General features: G+C 46.0%; 19 protein-coding genes and 3 pseudogenes. 14 read left to right on the top strand and 8 right to left on the bottom strand.

The features are described from left to right. Positions 1 to 35: 35 nt before the first annotated feature. From GVY04_11650 to GVY04_11610, 9 genes are all read left to right on the top strand, one after another. Positions 36 to 1,133, top strand: a complete 1,098-nt coding sequence (locus GVY04_11650) for a peptidase C1 (GenBank protein ID NBD16755.1) — start codon at positions 36 to 38, stop codon at positions 1,131 to 1,133. A 33-nt stretch (positions 1,134 to 1,166) separates the two neighbouring features. After that, positions 1,167 to 2,876 (top strand): hypothetical protein, encoded by a 1,710-nt coding sequence (locus GVY04_11645; GenBank protein NBD16754.1) that lies wholly within the window; start codon positions 1,167 to 1,169, stop codon positions 2,874 to 2,876. Between the two features lie 242 nt (positions 2,877 to 3,118). Then, a complete protein-coding gene (locus GVY04_11640; GenBank protein ID NBD16753.1) occupies positions 3,119 to 3,940 on the top strand; it encodes a hypothetical protein in 822 nt (273 codons plus the stop codon). A gap of 132 nt (positions 3,941 to 4,072) precedes the next feature. Next, positions 4,073 to 4,399, top strand: a complete 327-nt coding sequence (locus GVY04_11635) for a hypothetical protein (GenBank protein ID NBD16752.1) — start codon at positions 4,073 to 4,075, stop codon at positions 4,397 to 4,399. A gap of 90 nt (positions 4,400 to 4,489) precedes the next feature. Beyond that, on the top strand, positions 4,490 to 4,774 hold the full coding sequence (locus GVY04_11630; protein NBD16751.1) for a hypothetical protein: 285 nt from the start codon (positions 4,490 to 4,492) through the stop codon (positions 4,772 to 4,774). A gap of 7 nt (positions 4,775 to 4,781) precedes the next feature. Further along, positions 4,782 to 4,958, top strand: coding sequence for a hypothetical protein (locus GVY04_11625; protein NBD16750.1), 177 nt, complete (start codon positions 4,782 to 4,784; stop codon positions 4,956 to 4,958). Beyond that, entirely contained in the window at positions 4,955 to 5,200 is a 246-nt protein-coding gene (locus tag GVY04_11620) for a hypothetical protein (GenBank protein NBD16749.1), read from the top strand. The genes GVY04_11625 and GVY04_11620 overlap by 4 nt, the downstream gene beginning before the upstream one ends. A gap of 39 nt (positions 5,201 to 5,239) precedes the next feature. Further along, entirely contained in the window at positions 5,240 to 5,878 is a 639-nt protein-coding gene (locus GVY04_11615; GenBank protein ID NBD16748.1) for an LmeA family phospholipid-binding protein, read from the top strand. A 57-nt stretch (positions 5,879 to 5,935) separates the two neighbouring features. Further along, entirely contained in the window at positions 5,936 to 6,553 is a 618-nt protein-coding gene (locus GVY04_11610; GenBank protein ID NBD16747.1) for a hypothetical protein, read from the top strand. 3 nt (positions 6,554 to 6,556) lie between these two features. Here GVY04_11610 and accB read toward each other — a convergent pair whose 3' ends face one another. From accB to GVY04_11590, 4 genes are all read right to left on the bottom strand, one after another. Further along, the gene (accB, locus tag GVY04_11605) at positions 6,557 to 7,024 is read right to left on the bottom strand and encodes an acetyl-CoA carboxylase biotin carboxyl carrier protein (GenBank protein ID NBD16746.1); all 468 of its coding nucleotides are present in this window, start codon (positions 7,022 to 7,024) and stop codon (positions 6,557 to 6,559) included. Positions 7,025 to 7,093: 69 nt separating this feature from the next. Beyond that, entirely contained in the window at positions 7,094 to 7,654 is a 561-nt protein-coding gene (gene efp / locus GVY04_11600; GenBank protein NBD16745.1) for an elongation factor P, read from the bottom strand. Between the two features lie 223 nt (positions 7,655 to 7,877). After that, the gene (locus tag GVY04_11595) at positions 7,878 to 8,513 is read right to left on the bottom strand and encodes a glutathione S-transferase family protein (protein ID NBD16744.1); all 636 of its coding nucleotides are present in this window, start codon (positions 8,511 to 8,513) and stop codon (positions 7,878 to 7,880) included. Between the two features lie 97 nt (positions 8,514 to 8,610). Next, positions 8,611 to 9,057: a GNAT family N-acetyltransferase gene (locus GVY04_11590; GenBank protein ID NBD16743.1), complete on the bottom strand. Its 447-nt coding sequence runs from the start codon at positions 9,055 to 9,057 to the stop codon at positions 8,611 to 8,613. 143 nt (positions 9,058 to 9,200) lie between these two features. Between GVY04_11590 and GVY04_11585 the strand changes: the two are divergent. Further along, positions 9,201 to 9,440: pseudogene (locus tag GVY04_11585) on the top strand (lipase). 184 nt (positions 9,441 to 9,624) lie between these two features. Next, positions 9,625 to 10,947, top strand: a complete 1,323-nt coding sequence (locus GVY04_11580) for a 1-acyl-sn-glycerol-3-phosphate acyltransferase (protein NBD16742.1) — start codon at positions 9,625 to 9,627, stop codon at positions 10,945 to 10,947. 54 nt (positions 10,948 to 11,001) lie between these two features. Here GVY04_11580 and rodA read toward each other — a convergent pair whose 3' ends face one another. Continuing rightward, on the bottom strand, positions 11,002 to 12,261 hold the full coding sequence (gene rodA / locus GVY04_11575; protein NBD16741.1) for a rod shape-determining protein RodA: 1,260 nt from the start codon (positions 12,259 to 12,261) through the stop codon (positions 11,002 to 11,004). Between the two features lie 10 nt (positions 12,262 to 12,271). After that, positions 12,272 to 13,333: a P-loop NTPase gene (locus tag GVY04_11570; protein NBD16740.1), complete on the bottom strand. Its 1,062-nt coding sequence runs from the start codon at positions 13,331 to 13,333 to the stop codon at positions 12,272 to 12,274. Between the two features lie 359 nt (positions 13,334 to 13,692). Here GVY04_11570 and GVY04_11565 point away from each other — a divergent pair, with 359 nt between their 5' ends. Then, entirely contained in the window at positions 13,693 to 13,836 is a 144-nt protein-coding gene (locus GVY04_11565; protein ID NBD16739.1) for a DUF2256 domain-containing protein, read from the top strand. A 30-nt stretch (positions 13,837 to 13,866) separates the two neighbouring features. On the opposite strand, the pseudogene GVY04_11560 reads toward GVY04_11565, so the two are convergent. Beyond that, positions 13,867 to 14,431, bottom strand: a pseudogene (locus tag GVY04_11560) (RNA-dependent DNA polymerase). Continuing rightward, the gene (gene avd / locus GVY04_11555) at positions 14,428 to 14,781 is read right to left on the bottom strand and encodes a diversity-generating retroelement protein Avd (GenBank protein NBD16738.1); all 354 of its coding nucleotides are present in this window, start codon (positions 14,779 to 14,781) and stop codon (positions 14,428 to 14,430) included. The pseudogene GVY04_11560 and the gene avd overlap by 4 nt, the downstream one beginning before the upstream one ends. 92 nt (positions 14,782 to 14,873) lie before the next feature. On the opposite strand from avd, the pseudogene GVY04_11550 reads away from it, so the two are divergent. Then, a pseudogene (locus GVY04_11550) lies at positions 14,874 to 15,365 on the top strand (helix-turn-helix domain-containing protein). A gap of 75 nt (positions 15,366 to 15,440) precedes the next feature. After that, positions 15,441 to 15,755 carry a hypothetical protein gene (locus GVY04_11545; protein ID NBD16737.1) on the top strand — a complete coding sequence of 105 codons (315 nt, stop codon included), beginning with the start codon at positions 15,441 to 15,443 and terminating at the stop codon, positions 15,753 to 15,755. Positions 15,756 to 15,808: the final 53 nt, after the last annotated feature.

Here is a 15,808-nt window from a genome sequence, read left to right as displayed (position 1 = left end):
ATTATTTAAGTAGTCCAATTAGAACTCACACACTAATGACCAAACCAAATCTTCCACAAATTCAAGCAGCTATCCAAAGCCAGGGTGCTCATTGGATAGCTGGAGAAACTTCTGTTTCGCAACTCAGTGAACAACAGCAGAATCTTCGACTGGGGTTAGATGTCCCTAAAAGTGAAAGGGAGCGACTCAGCTTAGCCCTAGCCGAAACCAAGCAACCAGAGTTTGTCTTTGCCCGAGAACGAGACTGGCGTAATAAAGACGGTCATAACTGGGTAACTGACATTAAAGATCAAGGAAACTGCGGTTCTTGCGTGGCTTTTGCCACAGTAGCTACCTTGGAAACTCAAGCCAGAATTCAATTAAATAAGCCGTCTCGAGCGGTCGATCTTTCTGAGGCTGATCTGTTTTTCTGTGGAGCTGGGCGCAAGTGCAGTCAGGGCTGGTGGCCCGTTGATGCCCTAAACTATGCCAAAGAAAAGGGAATTTCGGAAGAATCCTGTTTTCCTTACCAAGACCGAGATCTCGACTGTAGCCCCTGTAGCGATCGCGCCAACCGTTTACTGAAAATTGGCAAATGGCAAGAATTCATTAATGTCAGTCAGCGTAAAGAGTGGCTAGATCAACAAGGTCCCCTCGTTGCTTGCATGGCAGTTTATCGGGATTTCTTCAATTACAAAGATGGTGTCTATAAGCACGTCACCGGAGATCTCGCTGGCTATCATGCTATCACCTGCATTGGCTACAGCGAAGACGAACAGTGCTGGATCTGCAAGAATAGTTGGGGTCCAGAGTGGGGTAAGGAAGGTTTCTTCAAGATTGCCTATGGCGAAGCAGGGATAGACACAGACTTTGCTATGTATGGTGCCGGGGAGCTTACAGGTCCTTTGATGAACTCAGAGGATGAAGAACAGAAAAAAGGCTGGGCTGAATATGTCGTTGTCGAGCAATCTTTGCCGACCGAAGCTAAAGGCAGTGTTTTCTGGGCTTATGTCGAAGACAAGTGGCGTTATCAGCAGCTCTCAGATGTTCAAATGGCAGCTCTAAGCCCTACCCTGTGCGCTGCAGATTCGCTCCAAGTTGTCTACCAAGGGGAGCAAATTGTGAAAATCCAGACCTGGAAGCAATTTTCTTAACCCCTCCCAACTAAATTGAATAAGGAGAAAACAATGGTTCAAGCAACTAGTATTCCTCAACAAGTCATCGACGAGTTAAACGCAGCTTCAAAACAATTAGCGGGAGGGAACGGCACTCCAGTTGGTGAGTCGCTCAAAATCATTTACAGCGATCGCGGTCCAGAGAATCCCTTTGCCCCTAAACCAGCGTCTGTCGGAGGCATAACTGCCTACTCTGGCGATTATTGGGGTACCTTCAGCTTAGAAAAGTTTGCTAACGCCGGCAGCCTCACGTATACCCATGAAGATGCTTGGGGATGGTTGGAATATCTGGAAAAATTTAACCCTCGTAACTTCCGATATTTAGATGAAAATGTCCGTATTTGGGCTTATTACGAAGATTACGATAACTGGCAAGATACTTATGGGATAGATGCCGTTCTTGCCGTCTATCACTCAGGACATGGAGGAATGACGAGCGATGGACGGTTTCACGTTCCTTTAGGAGCAGACTGGGGTGGGCTAGGGACAACCGCCTGGTCCAATCAGATGGGGCTGGGCAACGAACAAGTCAGATACATCTTTTGGTCAACTTGCTTATCCTGCCGCGTTCTTGGCGGACACACCCCTATGCGAACTTGGCGTCCTGCTAATCTGGGTTTTCGGATGCTCTTTGGTTATGAGACGGTGAGTTATGATTATCCGGATTATGGCAAATATTTTTGGGAAGAGTGGAACAAAAACAAGTCCTTCAGCACTGCTTTCCTGGATGCCAGTTGGCGGATCAGTCACCGTCAAGCCCCAGCAGTCGTCGCCTGTGGCGCTACCAAAGATGAGGCTATCAATCGCCTTTTTAACGAACGCAAGTTTGAGTGGGGGGCTGTCAGCCATAAATGGTGGTGGTGGCGCTGGTATAATGTAGCTACTTCAGCCACCTTGGCCCGACCCCTCAACCAGAAACTTCCCCCACAATTGCTTGTCGCTGAACTTGAACCCGCTCGGATTGATGGGAACTATGTCAGGAGCATTCTTGCCAAATACAGTCTGAGTATAGGAATGCCACAAGAGGTAGTAGCCAGTCCTCATGGTAGCTTTTATATCAAAGCAGGCAACCAGCAATTCAGCGTTGAGAGTGATGGCTCTTATGAAATCCAGTTCTCTCAACCCAACCGAAACAAAACCGAGCCAATCTCCTTACAACGGGCAACTGATATTGCCCAAGATTTTGTCCAACAGCACGGACTCGATCCACAGGGACTACTCCTGGATGGGATCAGACTAGCCTGTGAAGCTGGAGGAAGCGAGGAAGTTGGTGGTCAGGTCGAGGGACCTTACACGACCGAAACAATGGTCGAGTTTACCCAAGCAATCAACGGACTCCCAGTTCTCTTACCAGGTAAAGGAAGTCTCTCCGTGTCCATTGATAATGATGGAACCGTAACGGGGATACGCAATTCCACCCGACGGATTGCCCGACTCCTAGATCGTCCAAAGGATTCACCGATGGCACCAGGAACAGAAACTCCCCTTGAAGCTAGTTTAGACCCCCAAAGGCTTCTAACCGATGCCTGGAGCGAACAGATGCGGAACTGGATTATTCGAGGCAAGATGCCTGTTAGTTATACGGTCGTGCCAGGTACTTATGAAATTGGGTACGCTTTGAAAGGTAATGAAGCGATTCTGATTGCTCGCCAAGATATTGAAGTAGATTGCGGTAGTGGTTATCAGAAGCGTTATGCCATTGAAGTTCCTCTTCTTCAGTAGCTCTTTTCATTACCCGCAAGAATCCTCCACCTAAGCCTGGGAGACAATTCTCAGGTTTAGTGCTCTTCAATCACTCTTCGACTAAATTACCCAAAAAATTTCGTAGTTTATCGAAGTCATTTTCAATACTTAGAGCTACAAAATTTGATTGGGGGACAACAAGCGATCTTAGAGAAGAATAGGCAAGCCCCATTAAACAAACTAACTCTTAAAAACCCTCACATTAACTTTGGAGGTTTACTATGACCACCTATATCAAACCAACAGAAAGAATTTTGAATTGCATTCCCTCCCGCGACACTGAACAAGATTGGGGCGTAGAAAATGCCCTGGAAGCAGGGATCGTGACTGCCGAACCAGTGGAGATTCCCTCCTCGGTAGACCGACGAGAAGATGATTGGTGGGAGATTGGCGATCAAACCAATCATGGTGCATGTGTTGGTTTTGCCACTGCCGATATTTTCTGGTGGCATTTGGTCAAGAAGGGAATTTTTCCCCAAGATCAGGATAAACGGTTGTCCAGAAGATTTGTCTGGATGGCTGCCAAGGAAATGGACGAATTTACCCATTATCCCACCACATTCCTGGAAGGACCTGGAACCAGCTTGAAGGCAGCCCTGACCATTATTCACAGATATGGTTGTGTAACGGAAAATGAGTTGCCCTTCGATCCCGATAAATTAAGTCATAAATCCCAAAATGCCTTTTATGCTCTAGCATCAATGTATAGAATTGCCAATTACTTTACTCTGCGTAGACGGTGGAATAGCTGGCAAGTAGTAGCAGAAAAGTGGAAAAATTGGCTGGCAACCCAGGGTCCAATTTTAACCAGACTGGGAGTAGATGCAACTTGGTTTAATGCCGATAACACCGACGGCAACCTAGATGTCTATCAACCAGATACGGTTCGGGGCGGACACGCGATCGTCATTGTCGGCTACAGTGCTGACAGATTCATCATCCGCAACAGTTGGGGAACTGATTGGGGTGATCGAGGATATGCTTATGCCTCTGATGCTTATGCCGAAGCAGCCTTTGATGAAGCCTATGGGATTTTAGTTTAGGACGTGTTCTTGATGTTGATGCCCATTATTCTGGCTTTGCTTTTAGAGTTTAATCCAGGAGTTATGCATGATCTCAATACTCCAACGGTATTCTTAGTGACTAATGATTCAAACTGTATCGAGAGTAAGACAGTGTCACAACTTACTATTACCCAGGCCGATCGAGGCAAAACATTTACCGTTCGCCGTGGCGATATGATCGCGATCAAGCTAGCAGAAAACCCCACCACGGGCTACGAATGGGTAATCGACCAAATAGATTCCCAGGCAATCGAACTTCAAAGTTCGGAATTTTCTCTCCCCGAGAAGGCAGGGATAGGTGGTGGAGGAGAACGGATCTTTAATTTCAAAACTAAAGCCACAGGAATCGCCAGATTACAACTCAAGGAATGGCGACCCTGGTCAGGTGATCCTTCCATTGTCCAACGATTTAATGTGACATTCCAAATCGAGGAGTAGCGAGCGATCATAGGCAGTAAAACAAATGAAAAAAACCGCGATTTCATCACAACTGCAAATTTTCGATTGGAGGACAACAAGTGATCGCTTTTGGAAAGGGCAAAGCGCGAACACCAGAAGACAATTAGCATTGTCTTTGCAACGCCCCATGTCCTCACGACTACGGTAACCACCATAATGGGCTTTGTTCCGCTACTGGCTGCAGGCGATCCGTTTTGGCAACCTCTAGCCATCGCGATCGCGGGCGGAATTGCCGGATCTTCAGTGATGGCGCTCTATTTTGCCCCAGCGATCTATCTCCTGTTAATGCATCGCTTACCAAGAAGACTACGGAAATCCACAACATCTTCAAAGGGATTAGAACCTGCCTATTAACTGTGCTATGTTCAAGGTACTGCTCGTTAGTTATGTTATAGAAGAAGCAGGCTTTTTAACTAACGAACAAGTCTTTTCCCTGAAAGAACGTCCAGAATCGTTAGCTGTCATTGGCGCGGGTCCCATTGGCTGTGAATTAGGACAAGCCTTTCCTCGCTATGGAAAAATGCTCAAGCCAATGTGACAGTTACCGACGTTAGTGATGAAACCTATACTGTCAAAGTAGAAGCCAGTGATCGCGTGGCGGGATTAGATGCGAGTGCAGACGATGATGTGGTTAAACCGTTTAGTGTTGAAGAGTTATTCGCTCGAATTCGTGTCCATTTACGCCGCACCCAAAATGAAGAAACCGACACTCTCCAATTTGGCGACTTCGCACGGAATAGTACCACTTGGGAGGTTTATCGAGGATTGCGACTAGAATAAACAGCACTCCCATGCTGCGCTCTAAGTCGTGGGGTCGATTTGACACCGCATTTACGTCTAAAATCCCTTGCCATTGAAACGGATCCAATCGCCACTGACTGGGCTGCTTTGCGAGGAGGAAAATTCGGGTCATTTCCACAAGTCCAATCTGTCCTCGAGGAACCACTAAATGCTGCATTGCAAGTCTCTCTTAATGAGACGGATCTTAATCGCTTCTTAGACTCTCCAGGGGTCAAGACGCGCTTCAACGCGATGGCGCAACGAATTGTCGAACAACTCCCCAGTGGCTGTAATCAACATTACGAATTATTAAGCACTACGGTCAACTTTAAAGATAATAATCGCCTAACAGTTAATCTCGATCCACAGGTATCCCGTCATCCAAACAATCAATTTCGAGAATTTGATCTCCATGTTGAATTGGGAATTAAAATTCAACAAGGGAAAAAATTAAGTTTAGTTGAGCCTAAGGTGACGGTAGATGGAAAACCACTTCCGCCAAGACTTGTAACGATTGTTAGCGAAAGAATTAGCGCTCGCTTTAATTTGGGTACCTTAAATGAAGAAAAGATGATAGCAAGGCTTTTACAATTAAAAATAGAAGAAGATGAGGTAAAATTAGCAGCGTTTGTACAAATTGCAAACGGGGCAAGAGGCGATTCTCCGAAATCTTTCTGAGAAATAACTCTTTCTCAACTTCTCCCTAACCTAATACCCATCCCCCAAAAGGTGACTATGCAAGAGCAGAAAAAAGGTTATCAATTTTCAACAGGTTTGATTGCTGGCGTTTCTAGCGTCCTGATCATCGCAGGTGGGTTTGCTGCGTGGTGGGCGTGGATAGTAATTAAAGGAGAACCAACTCCAGCTTGGATAACAAGTCTAACTCAGCCAAACCGCTCGAACTCCTCGGAAAATCCGACCTCAGAGAATGTGGAAGCACAAGTTTATTGGCTAAAAGTTACTGAGAACCAAATTGAGTTAGCAGCCAAACCAATGCTGATTGAACAAGCGGAAGAGAGGGTTGTCGTGGAAAAAGCGCTGCAAAAACTGCTGGCAGGAACCCAGGAAGGGAACTATACCAGTACAATTCCTGAAGCCACGCAACTGCGGAGTGTCAGTTTCCAAGGAGATGGCATTCATGTTGATCTTTCTCAAGAATTTACCTTTGGCGGCGGGAGTGCTTCCATGATTGGTCGCGTGGGACAGGTGTTGTATACCGCGACCAGTTTAGATCCAGAAGCAAAAATTTGGTTAGAAGTGGAAGGAGAACCGCTGGAATATTTAGGGGGAGAAGGAGTTTATATTCCTCAACCCCTAACCCGCAATGAGTTTCGAGCCAATTATGAGCTGTAATTCTTAATCAGGCTTAATTCGCATCAGGGTTTGACCAAATTCCACTGGTTCGCCATTTTGAACCGTTATTTCCATCACTTGTCCTGAAACCTCAGCTTCAATTTCATTCATAATTTTCATGGCTTCCACAATACAAACGGTTTGATTCGTTTGAATGTGGTCGCCGACTTTAACAAAAGCTGGCTCTCCCGGTGCAGGGGCTTCGTAAAAGGTTCCGACAATGGGAGAAGTGATCGCTTCCCAATCGTTTTTTTCGGGAGGGGGCGCGATCGCGCTTTCTTCAGCCGGCGGATTTTCAGTTGGGGCAGGTTGCGGTTGAGGAGAGGGGGGAACTGGCGTTTCGGTTGTCCCCGTAGCGAGTCCTTTGCGCACTGTCAGTTCAAACTGATCGCTTTTCAGGCTAAATTCAGCAACATCAGCCTGGGAAATGGCATTGAGGAGTTCACGAATTTCTTTAAAGTCTATTGACACCAATCATCTATCCTATTCAACAGTTTTCATCTTATTTTCCCAAGTGAGTTGGTTCGAGACAAATCTTCCTTATGACTCACGACCGACATAAGTGTCGTTACGGGTATCAATTTTAATGCGCTCCCCAACCGAGATAAACAAGGGAACCATGACTTGCGCCCCTGTTTCCACCGTTGCCGGCTTACTGCCGCCGGTCGCGGTATCGCCTTTTACCCCTGGATCCGTCTCCACCACTTCTAAAACAACCGAGTTGGGAACTTCCACCTCAAGAATATTGCCTTCCCAGTAGACGGCACTAATTTCCATGCCTTCATTAATGTATTTGGCGCGATCGCCGATGGTTTCGGGCGGGATCCGCACTTCTTCAAAAGATTCCATGTCCATGAAAACGTATTCATCCCCTTCTTTATAAGTGTGTTGCATTGACCGTTTTTCTAGGGTGGCTTGGGGAACTGTTTCGCCGGCGCGGAAGGTTCGTTCCACCACATTGCCACTCTGGACATTTTTCAATTTGGTGCGCACAAAGGCTGATCCTTTTCCTGGCTTCACGTGCAGAAACTCGACAACGCGCCAGACATTCCCTTCAAGTTCGATGGTCATTCCCGTTCTAAAATCGTTACTAGAAATCATTCACTCGCAAGTCCTTGGCTTATCGCAATCAGCATTCTATTTTACCCTCCGATTGACCCCAAGGCTCACCCAATCTTTGACGCGATCGCGTTGAATACTGCTAAAAGCGCAATCAGGTCTCTTAAAATCTGGTTCCTTTCCCAACCGTAACCAGAAATGATAATGAGGATTGTTTTTTCCTGGAAGAAGAAGGGATGATGTTCTTGGAGTAAAGAACCGAAAATCACTCCACAGCAACATACCGATTTTCATCCGCTCGCTGAAAAGCAGGACGTTCCATCAACCGAGTCAGATAAGTTTTCACAGGTGTTTCCTCTTTCATCATCCCGAGTCGATATGCCCAATACAAAACCCCACCCGTGATGATATCTGCGGTGGTAAAGCGGTTTTCTACCAAATAATCGTTATCCTTCAAAATTTTATTTAAGGGGTCACAAACTTGAGCAAACCATTGCAGAGCGTCTTCTGGAGAAACTCTTGTTTGTTGAGTCTTGGGTAATACTTTTTCTGGCAAATCGGGCAACACGTGAAACATATATTGCTCCACAGGCGGTTCTAGAGTAAGAGAACTATAAAATAGCCATTGGTAATAATATCCTCGCGCTGGACTTTGCAAAGAAGGAGCGAAGTTTAGCTCGGGATATTCATCCGCTAAGTAGGCACAAATCGCTGCTGACTCATAAATCGTCACTTTTTGATCCGCCAAAACAGGAACTTTACCATGAGGATGAAGCGTTTTATACTCCGGTTGACGAGACATTTCCATAGTGACTTGGACAAGTTCGTAAGGTAGTTCCATTTCTTCCAGGAGCCAACGAGGACGAACCGCCCGGGTGGTAGGGATATAATAAAGTTTCATTTGCTGAGTTAACCCTCTCGATAGCTTCTCATCTTATCAAGATTTGGATGAGATTTCTTTCGCTAGAGTAAGGAAAGATTAAGGGTGAGAGGGGGAATTAAGGTGAATTTGTATCCGAATTGTTTTTGACCATCATCTGATGAGGAATATCGGCATCCAGATATTCCTCGCCAATGATCTGAAATCCTAGTTTTTCATAAAACGGAATCGCTGAGTTTTGCGAACCCACTTTAATCGCTTGGAGCTTTCGGTCAGAGTGAATTGCATTCAGGATATAGCGCATCAACTTTGTTCCAACCCCCTTGCCCCGTGCGTCTTTTAAAACAGCAACCCGCTCAATTTTAGCTGTCTGCTCATCAATTCGTCGCCAACGCGCTGTTGCTAGGGCTTTGCCTTCATCCGTAACGAGATAATGAGTTGCGGTCTTTTCAAATTCATCCGTTTCAATTGCAGCCGAGATGTTTTGTTCCACGACAAATACTAGCGTTCGGATCATGATGCAGCGGGCAAAATCATTCAAATCACGAGCAATAAAAATATTCATTATACTGAGTTGGAATCTCTCAAATTGAAATAATCTCTTTATCAAGCGCGATCGCGCATTTTATTTATATAGTGTTCAAGGTTAAGTTAGCATGAGGTCATTGCTGGGGGGATCGCTGGCACTTCACTAGAGAATGAATTCGTATCAACGCGATGTCTACTCATAATCCTGTCCTTCTTCTCCACGGTCGAATTTCTAGCCATCTTCAAATGGGTAAACTGGCAGATTATCTTAGTCATTTAGGATGGTGTACCCATTCCTTTAGTCTTGAACCAAGAACTGGAGAACTCGGACTAGAACATTGGGTACGGCAGATTGGAAACTACATGACCAGAAACTTTTCACCAGAACAACCCGTAGATCTTGTAGGCTTTAGTTCGGGCTATTTCACTTCTCCCGCAGAAATCCACCGGTGCATTCCGCACCTGAAAACCTAGGGCTGTACATATCACGGGAGAGTATCCCATAAAACATTTCCAGAACGGTGTTTTTTCTGTACGAGGGTTACGATAATCGTACAAATATATGACTGATGACTATAACCCTATCAGATGAATGTACTTTGCTATGAGCCATTCTGCCTCTTCTTCAAAACAAAAAGAGTTTTACCCGAGCCAACTCACTCCTTGGTTGGTTCGCTTTGTGCAATTTGTATCTCCTTTCATCTGTCGTTGGCTGAACAAACTGGATGTTGTTATTGTGCCGAGCTATGAACAGGAACTGGCAGCACTCAAAAATAAACGAATCCTATTCTTAGCCAATCATCCCACCTTCCAAGATCCAATTGTTATGTTTCTGCTTTCCGCTCAGCTAGGAGAAATGTTTTATTACCTGGCTGATCATCTTGCTTTACGCGGTTATCTTGGTCCTTTCTTACAACGGCTTGGGGTTTATTCCATTAAACGAGGTTTACCAGATCGAAACAGTGTGCGTCATACCCTAGAAATTTTGAGTCAACCGAATAGTCGATTGGTGATTTTCCCGGAGGGAGGCTGTTCTTTCCAAAATGATCGCGTTAGTCCCTTCCGTACAGGAGCGATCCAACTCGCTTTCCAAGCCCTCAATCGTGACCAAAAGCAGAAGGGAGAAATTCCTGACCTGTATGCAATTCCGATTTCGATCAAATACCGTTATCCCCGTGATGTGACACTAATTATTCGTCAGCTTTTACAACGATTGGAAAAGGAGTTAAATCTTACCGCTCAAGGCGATCAATATCAACGCTTGCGAACCGTCGGAGAAAAGGTCTTACAGCTTTGTGAGCAAGATTATGCCTTTGCCGGTTTAGAGGGAGCTACTATGAATGAGCGAATTCCTTATCTCAAAGCGAGAATCTTAGAGACCATTGAACAGTTTTTTGATGTTAAAACTTCAGAAGAAATTCCGGATCGCGAACGGGTCTATAAGCTGCAATATTTATTAGAAGGAGTAACTAACGAAGAAAATAAGATGGAGGGCCCAGCGATATCTTTCCCGGCTCCATCTCCAATAACAGAAAGCTTATCAGAACCCTCTTGGGAAGATCAGTTTGGTCAAATCTGGAGGACTGATTTTATTCGCCATTCCCTCTGGCGAGTCCTCAATTTTGATGCGATTTATGATGGTTACGTTGCAGAAAACCCCTCCCAAGAGAGATATCTCGATACCCTCACGCGCCTAGAACGAGAAGTCTTTGGCATTGACCGACCCCCACCGAAAGACTATCGCCAAGCTCTCGTTTATATCGGCAAACCCATGAATCTTAAAGACTCCTTTCCTGCTTTCCAAGGCGATGGCTTAGCTGGTTCCCAAAAAGAACATCGTGCTGCAACCATTACTCAAATCGTAGACGAGCTTCAAAGCAGGGTACAGCAAAACCTAGACCTTCTTGCTCAATATAAACTCGATTAATCTGAGTTCGGAATCAAAGTCAGCTGAGACTCGCCAAGAAAAGCAATCTTCCCATTAACGAAAGAAGGTAGTCCGTTGCTTATAGTTGGCCACCGATTCAACTAAACCAATTGCCATAAAGTTCATCAAGATTGCAGAACGCCCATAACTCATCCAAGGGAGGGGAAGTCCAGTGATGGGAGCAAGCCCAATCGTCATCCCAACATTGACCAGAACTTGAAACACAATCATCGTCAGAGTGCCGATCGCGAGGAGGGAACCAAAGTTATCTTTGGCCTTGAGGGCAATGACCAATAAGCGGACACAAACGAACCAGAATAGGACAATTAACCCAAAACTCCCGATAAAGCCTAATTCTTCCCCTACAGCACTGAAAATAAAGTCGGTGTGTTGTTCGGGAATAAAGTCTAATTGGGTTTGCGTGCCTTGATGTAAGCCTCGTCCCCACAGTTCTCCAGCACCAATGGCAATGCGAGATTGAATTAAGTGATAGCCGCCCCCGAGGGGATCTTGATTCGGGTCTAGAAACAGGATAAGACGGTTTTTTTGATAGTCTTTGAGCAACCCCCAAAAGAGATTCCCCAAGCCCCCCGCAACAAAATTGACGGCAATTGCGCCACAACCGGCTAACCAGCCCCAGGGGAGGGTGCGCCAAGCAATCACAAACATCAATGCAGCCCAACCTAACCACCCTGGAACATAGAGATTAAATAAGATAGCTGCCACGGCTGGAGAAACTAGTAACAGCAACCAGCCGAAATTAGCATTTGCCCAATACAACATTCCCAGCGCGATCGCGCCAAAGACTAAAGAAGTTCCTAAATCTGGTTGTAAAAAGACTAATCCCCATGGCACAGCTACCACCAGTAATGCCCGAAACATCGCGGGTAAGGTTTCGGCTGGACGATGATGAAGGAGGGCAGCCAAGGTAATAATCACGCCTAATTTGGCAAATTCAGAAGGCTGTAAATTAAACCCAGCAATGGTAATCCAGCGTTGCGCCCCTTTTGCGGCAACACCCACTAACAAAACGGCTACCAAAGAGAGATTCGTGATTCCATACACAATCCAAAAGTAAGAAAGTAAACGCTCATAGCGCCAGCGAGCAATGAAAAAGCTCAGTGCCAGACCAATCCCACCCATGATCCAGTGCTGAACTGAGTTGTTAGCGGTTTCATTCAGTTGCGTACTGCCAATTATGAAACCGCCCCAAACCGTAATTCCAGCAACGAGAAGGAGTAAAAACCAGTCCATTTGCTGCCAAGGGGCAATGAACCGGCGTAAACTGAACTTTTTCCGGGGAAGCTGAGCCATGGGGCACGACTTAGGTTAAGGCAACAACCGAGATTTTAGCCGCCACTTGTTCGGCGATTGAGCGGAGAGCTTGGGCAGAGGCGGAGTTGGGATGAGAAATCACAATGGGAATACCGCGATCGCCCCCTTCCCGTAAGGAAATTTCGAGGGGAATACAGCCCACCAATGGTACATTCAATTCTTTGGCTGCTTTCTCACCGCCACCGGAGCCAAATAAATCATAGCGGCGATCGGGCAAGTCTGGGGGGATAAAATAACTCATATTCTCCACAAGCCCCAAAACGTTGACATTGAGCTGCTCAAACATTTTCAATCCTCTCCGGGCATCCATTAAGGACACATCTTGAGGTGTGGTCACAATCACTGCTCCAGACATGGGAACGGCTTGGGCAAGGGTCAACTGAGCATCTCCAGTTCCGGGGGGTAAATCGACCACTAAATAATCTAATTCGCCCCAGTTCACTTGATAGAGAAACTGACGGATAATGCCGTTGAGCATCGGTCCCCGCCAAACCACAGGTTGGTCAGGATCAATCAGAAAGCCCATCGAAACTAACTTCACGCCGTGATTAAATGCCGGTTCTAAAACTTCTCCTTTGGGCGATTCTTGCACCCGGACTTTTGCCTCCGCTAATCCCAACATACTCGGGGCATTGGGACCATAAATATCGGCATCTAACAAGCCAACTTTGGCACCCGTTTGCGCCAGGGAAACTGCTATATTCACTGCAACCGAGCTTTTTCCAACTCCGCCTTTTCCACTGGAAATAGCGACGATATTTTTGACCCCTGGCACCGCTTCTCGGTCGGGAAGCGACTTCTGTTGAGGGGTTTCTGAAGTGACTTCCACATCAACCGTCTCCACGCCCGGCAAATCTTGTACCGCTTTTTTACAATCATCCACGATCATTTCTTTGAGAGGGCAAGCTGGGGTTGTTAGCACGAGCTTAAAACTCAAAGCCCCCTCATCCAAAGTGATATCTCGAATCATGTTTAGTTCGACCAGACTTTTTTGCAATTCTGGGTCTTGTACAGGACGGAGTGCTTCTAAGATGGTTTGGGTATCTGTCATATTTTTATTAACGATTTTTTGATCCGACACACTACGTTGCTCACAACGCCTTTACCCTGATGGTAGCGAGGATTGCTGAGAATATCTTTTGCAGAAATATACAAATATTTGGGGGTCACAATTGCCTACAGTTTATCAGAATCAAAACAGTGATTGTCCCAACCCCCAGCAGAAAAGGCTGTTGTCAACGATTGAATTCGTTATCTTAGAGTAACTGGCTAATTTTGATAGTAGTTGTTCACTCAGGAATAGCATCCTCTACTTTTAGATTGGACAATTCTCTTAGGAATTACGATTATTTTGGTAGGACTCGGCAGTTGGCGATACCCAACGCTCATTCACTAACATCCTTCAGTTTTATGGCACGGCAACGCAAAAAATCTGATTTACCAACAAAAACTTGTGTGGTTTGTGGGCGCCCCTTTACTTGGCGCAAAAAATGGGCAGATTGTTGGGATGAAGTCAAATATTGTTCTCAACGGTGCCGACGAAACAAGGGGTGAATCATTTTTCGTTCAGAAGTGGCTACTGCTTAAAGTGTCGCCAGGGAAGTACTCGTTTATCGGTTCTTGTTCGTTACTGGCATCGATAATGGTATCAATTAACCATAAGGTATCCCGGCACTTAATCTTCTGGCGCAGGATTGATTTGAGAATTTCTAAGTCGATACTGGGGAAGTATTTTTTGATGTCGCACTGGAGGACGTAGCGGCTGGATGGAGCGCGCAAATTGGGTAAAGCGATGCAAGGCTCGGTGAGTGCCATAACCGAGACGATTGGCATAGGAATCGGCAATAAAGGCAGCTTCAAAGATGGGAACCATGACGTTGCACAGAGCGTGATGCACGACCCGATCGCGGTAGGGGGCTGCGGAAATAGTGCGGCGTTTGGGTTCGCGGATTTCAAAGGTACGGTATTCACCCGGTTGGTAGGTTTTCGACTCCAACTCGGACTTTAGGAGTAGCAATTCCTGTTCTAGGTTGTAGTTAAACGCCAAAACGTTACTCCGGAAGCGCTTACCGCGCTGAGCTTTGCGAGAGGCGTCCAGAATATTCTCGAAGGCAACGATCTGATGCCACAAATGTCCGTAACGTTTCATCCTTTGCTCCTAAGACAGCGCTGTTGCTGAATCCAGCCTCCCAAGTCAACGCCAATACCATCGATAAGCTTGCTGGCGTACTCGTAACGCTGGGTAGAGATGAGATCGAAATCCAGCAATAAATGGGTTTGATATCGCAGGATATTGAGCTTGCTGTTGAGCCGTTCCAGTTGAGCAAGCTTTTCTTTAGCATAGCGAGCCAGAATCAATTCTTCTAGCAGTTCGTATAATCTTGAAATAATTCGGTCTCCCAATAAATACTTATGGTCGCGCGGGAGGCAGTTCGCGATCGGTACGTACCACAGGATGAGGTCGTAAACCTTTTGGATGATAGGCAACTCTTGGGTCACAGTTGGTTTCTTAACAAAAAATTACGTCGAAATCGCGCGAAGCGCGAAAAAAAGGGCAATAGGGGAAAAGGGGAAAGGGCAATCTTTCTGAAGACCTTTCCGAGGAAGCGAAACTCAAGCTGGAGATTATTCAAAGTCTTCAAGACCCCTGTAATCGCGCGACCTATGGCAAGAAACTGAAAGAGGCAGCGCAAAAGTTAGGAAAGTCGGTGCGAACCGTTCAACGGCTTATCAAGCGATGGGAGGAAGAAGGTTTAAGCGCTCTATCGACAGGGGAGCGTTCCGATAAAGGAAATCATCGCATTGATTCTCGTTTAGAAGAATTTATCCTGAAAACCTATCGAGAGGGGAATAAAGGGAGTAAGCGCATGACCCGTCAGCAGGTTTATCTACGTACTCAGGGAAAAGCGAGAGAACTCGGCTTAAAACCTCCCAGTCACATGACTGTTTATCGTGTTCTTCAGCCAGTAATAGAAGCACAGGAAAAGAAAAAGAGCATTCGTTCCCCTGGTTGGCGAGGTTCACAATTATCCCTTAAAACCCGTGCTGGACAAGACTTATCTGTTGAGTACAGTAATCATGTTTAGCAGTGCGACCACACTCGTGCTTATGCCCTGGACTTGGAAACGGAACACTTATCCCTTGCTGAAGCGAAAGCGATGAGTCGGAAACTTCGCAACGCTGGAAAAACGCTCAGTAATCATTCCATTAGTGAAGAAGTGCGCGATCGCGATCAATTTGTTGCGAAGAAGAAAACGAAAAAGGAACGACAGAAAGAAGAACAAGCACAAGTATTTACTGTTAAAGCGTCTCCCCAGTGGAAAGAGACAGAAGAGGACGTTCCCAGTATTAACAGAAGCGAAGACCTCCCAGAGGTAGAAGTATTGGATTACGACGAAATGGTAGAACCCACATTCCGCACCCTCAACTGTCACATTGTCCATTTGGCGATCATATCAAGGGGAATTGATTGATTCCACCATCAAACTTCGGAGGAGAATCAGGGTAAATTTTTCTCGCTTCTCAT

The organism is Cyanobacteria bacterium GSL.Bin1, from assembly GCA_009909085.1.
Lineage (GTDB): Bacteria > Cyanobacteriota > Cyanobacteriia > Cyanobacteriales > Rubidibacteraceae > Halothece.
The sequence above is the reverse complement of the archived record's forward strand: the minus strand, read 5'-3'. Positions and strand labels throughout refer to the sequence as shown.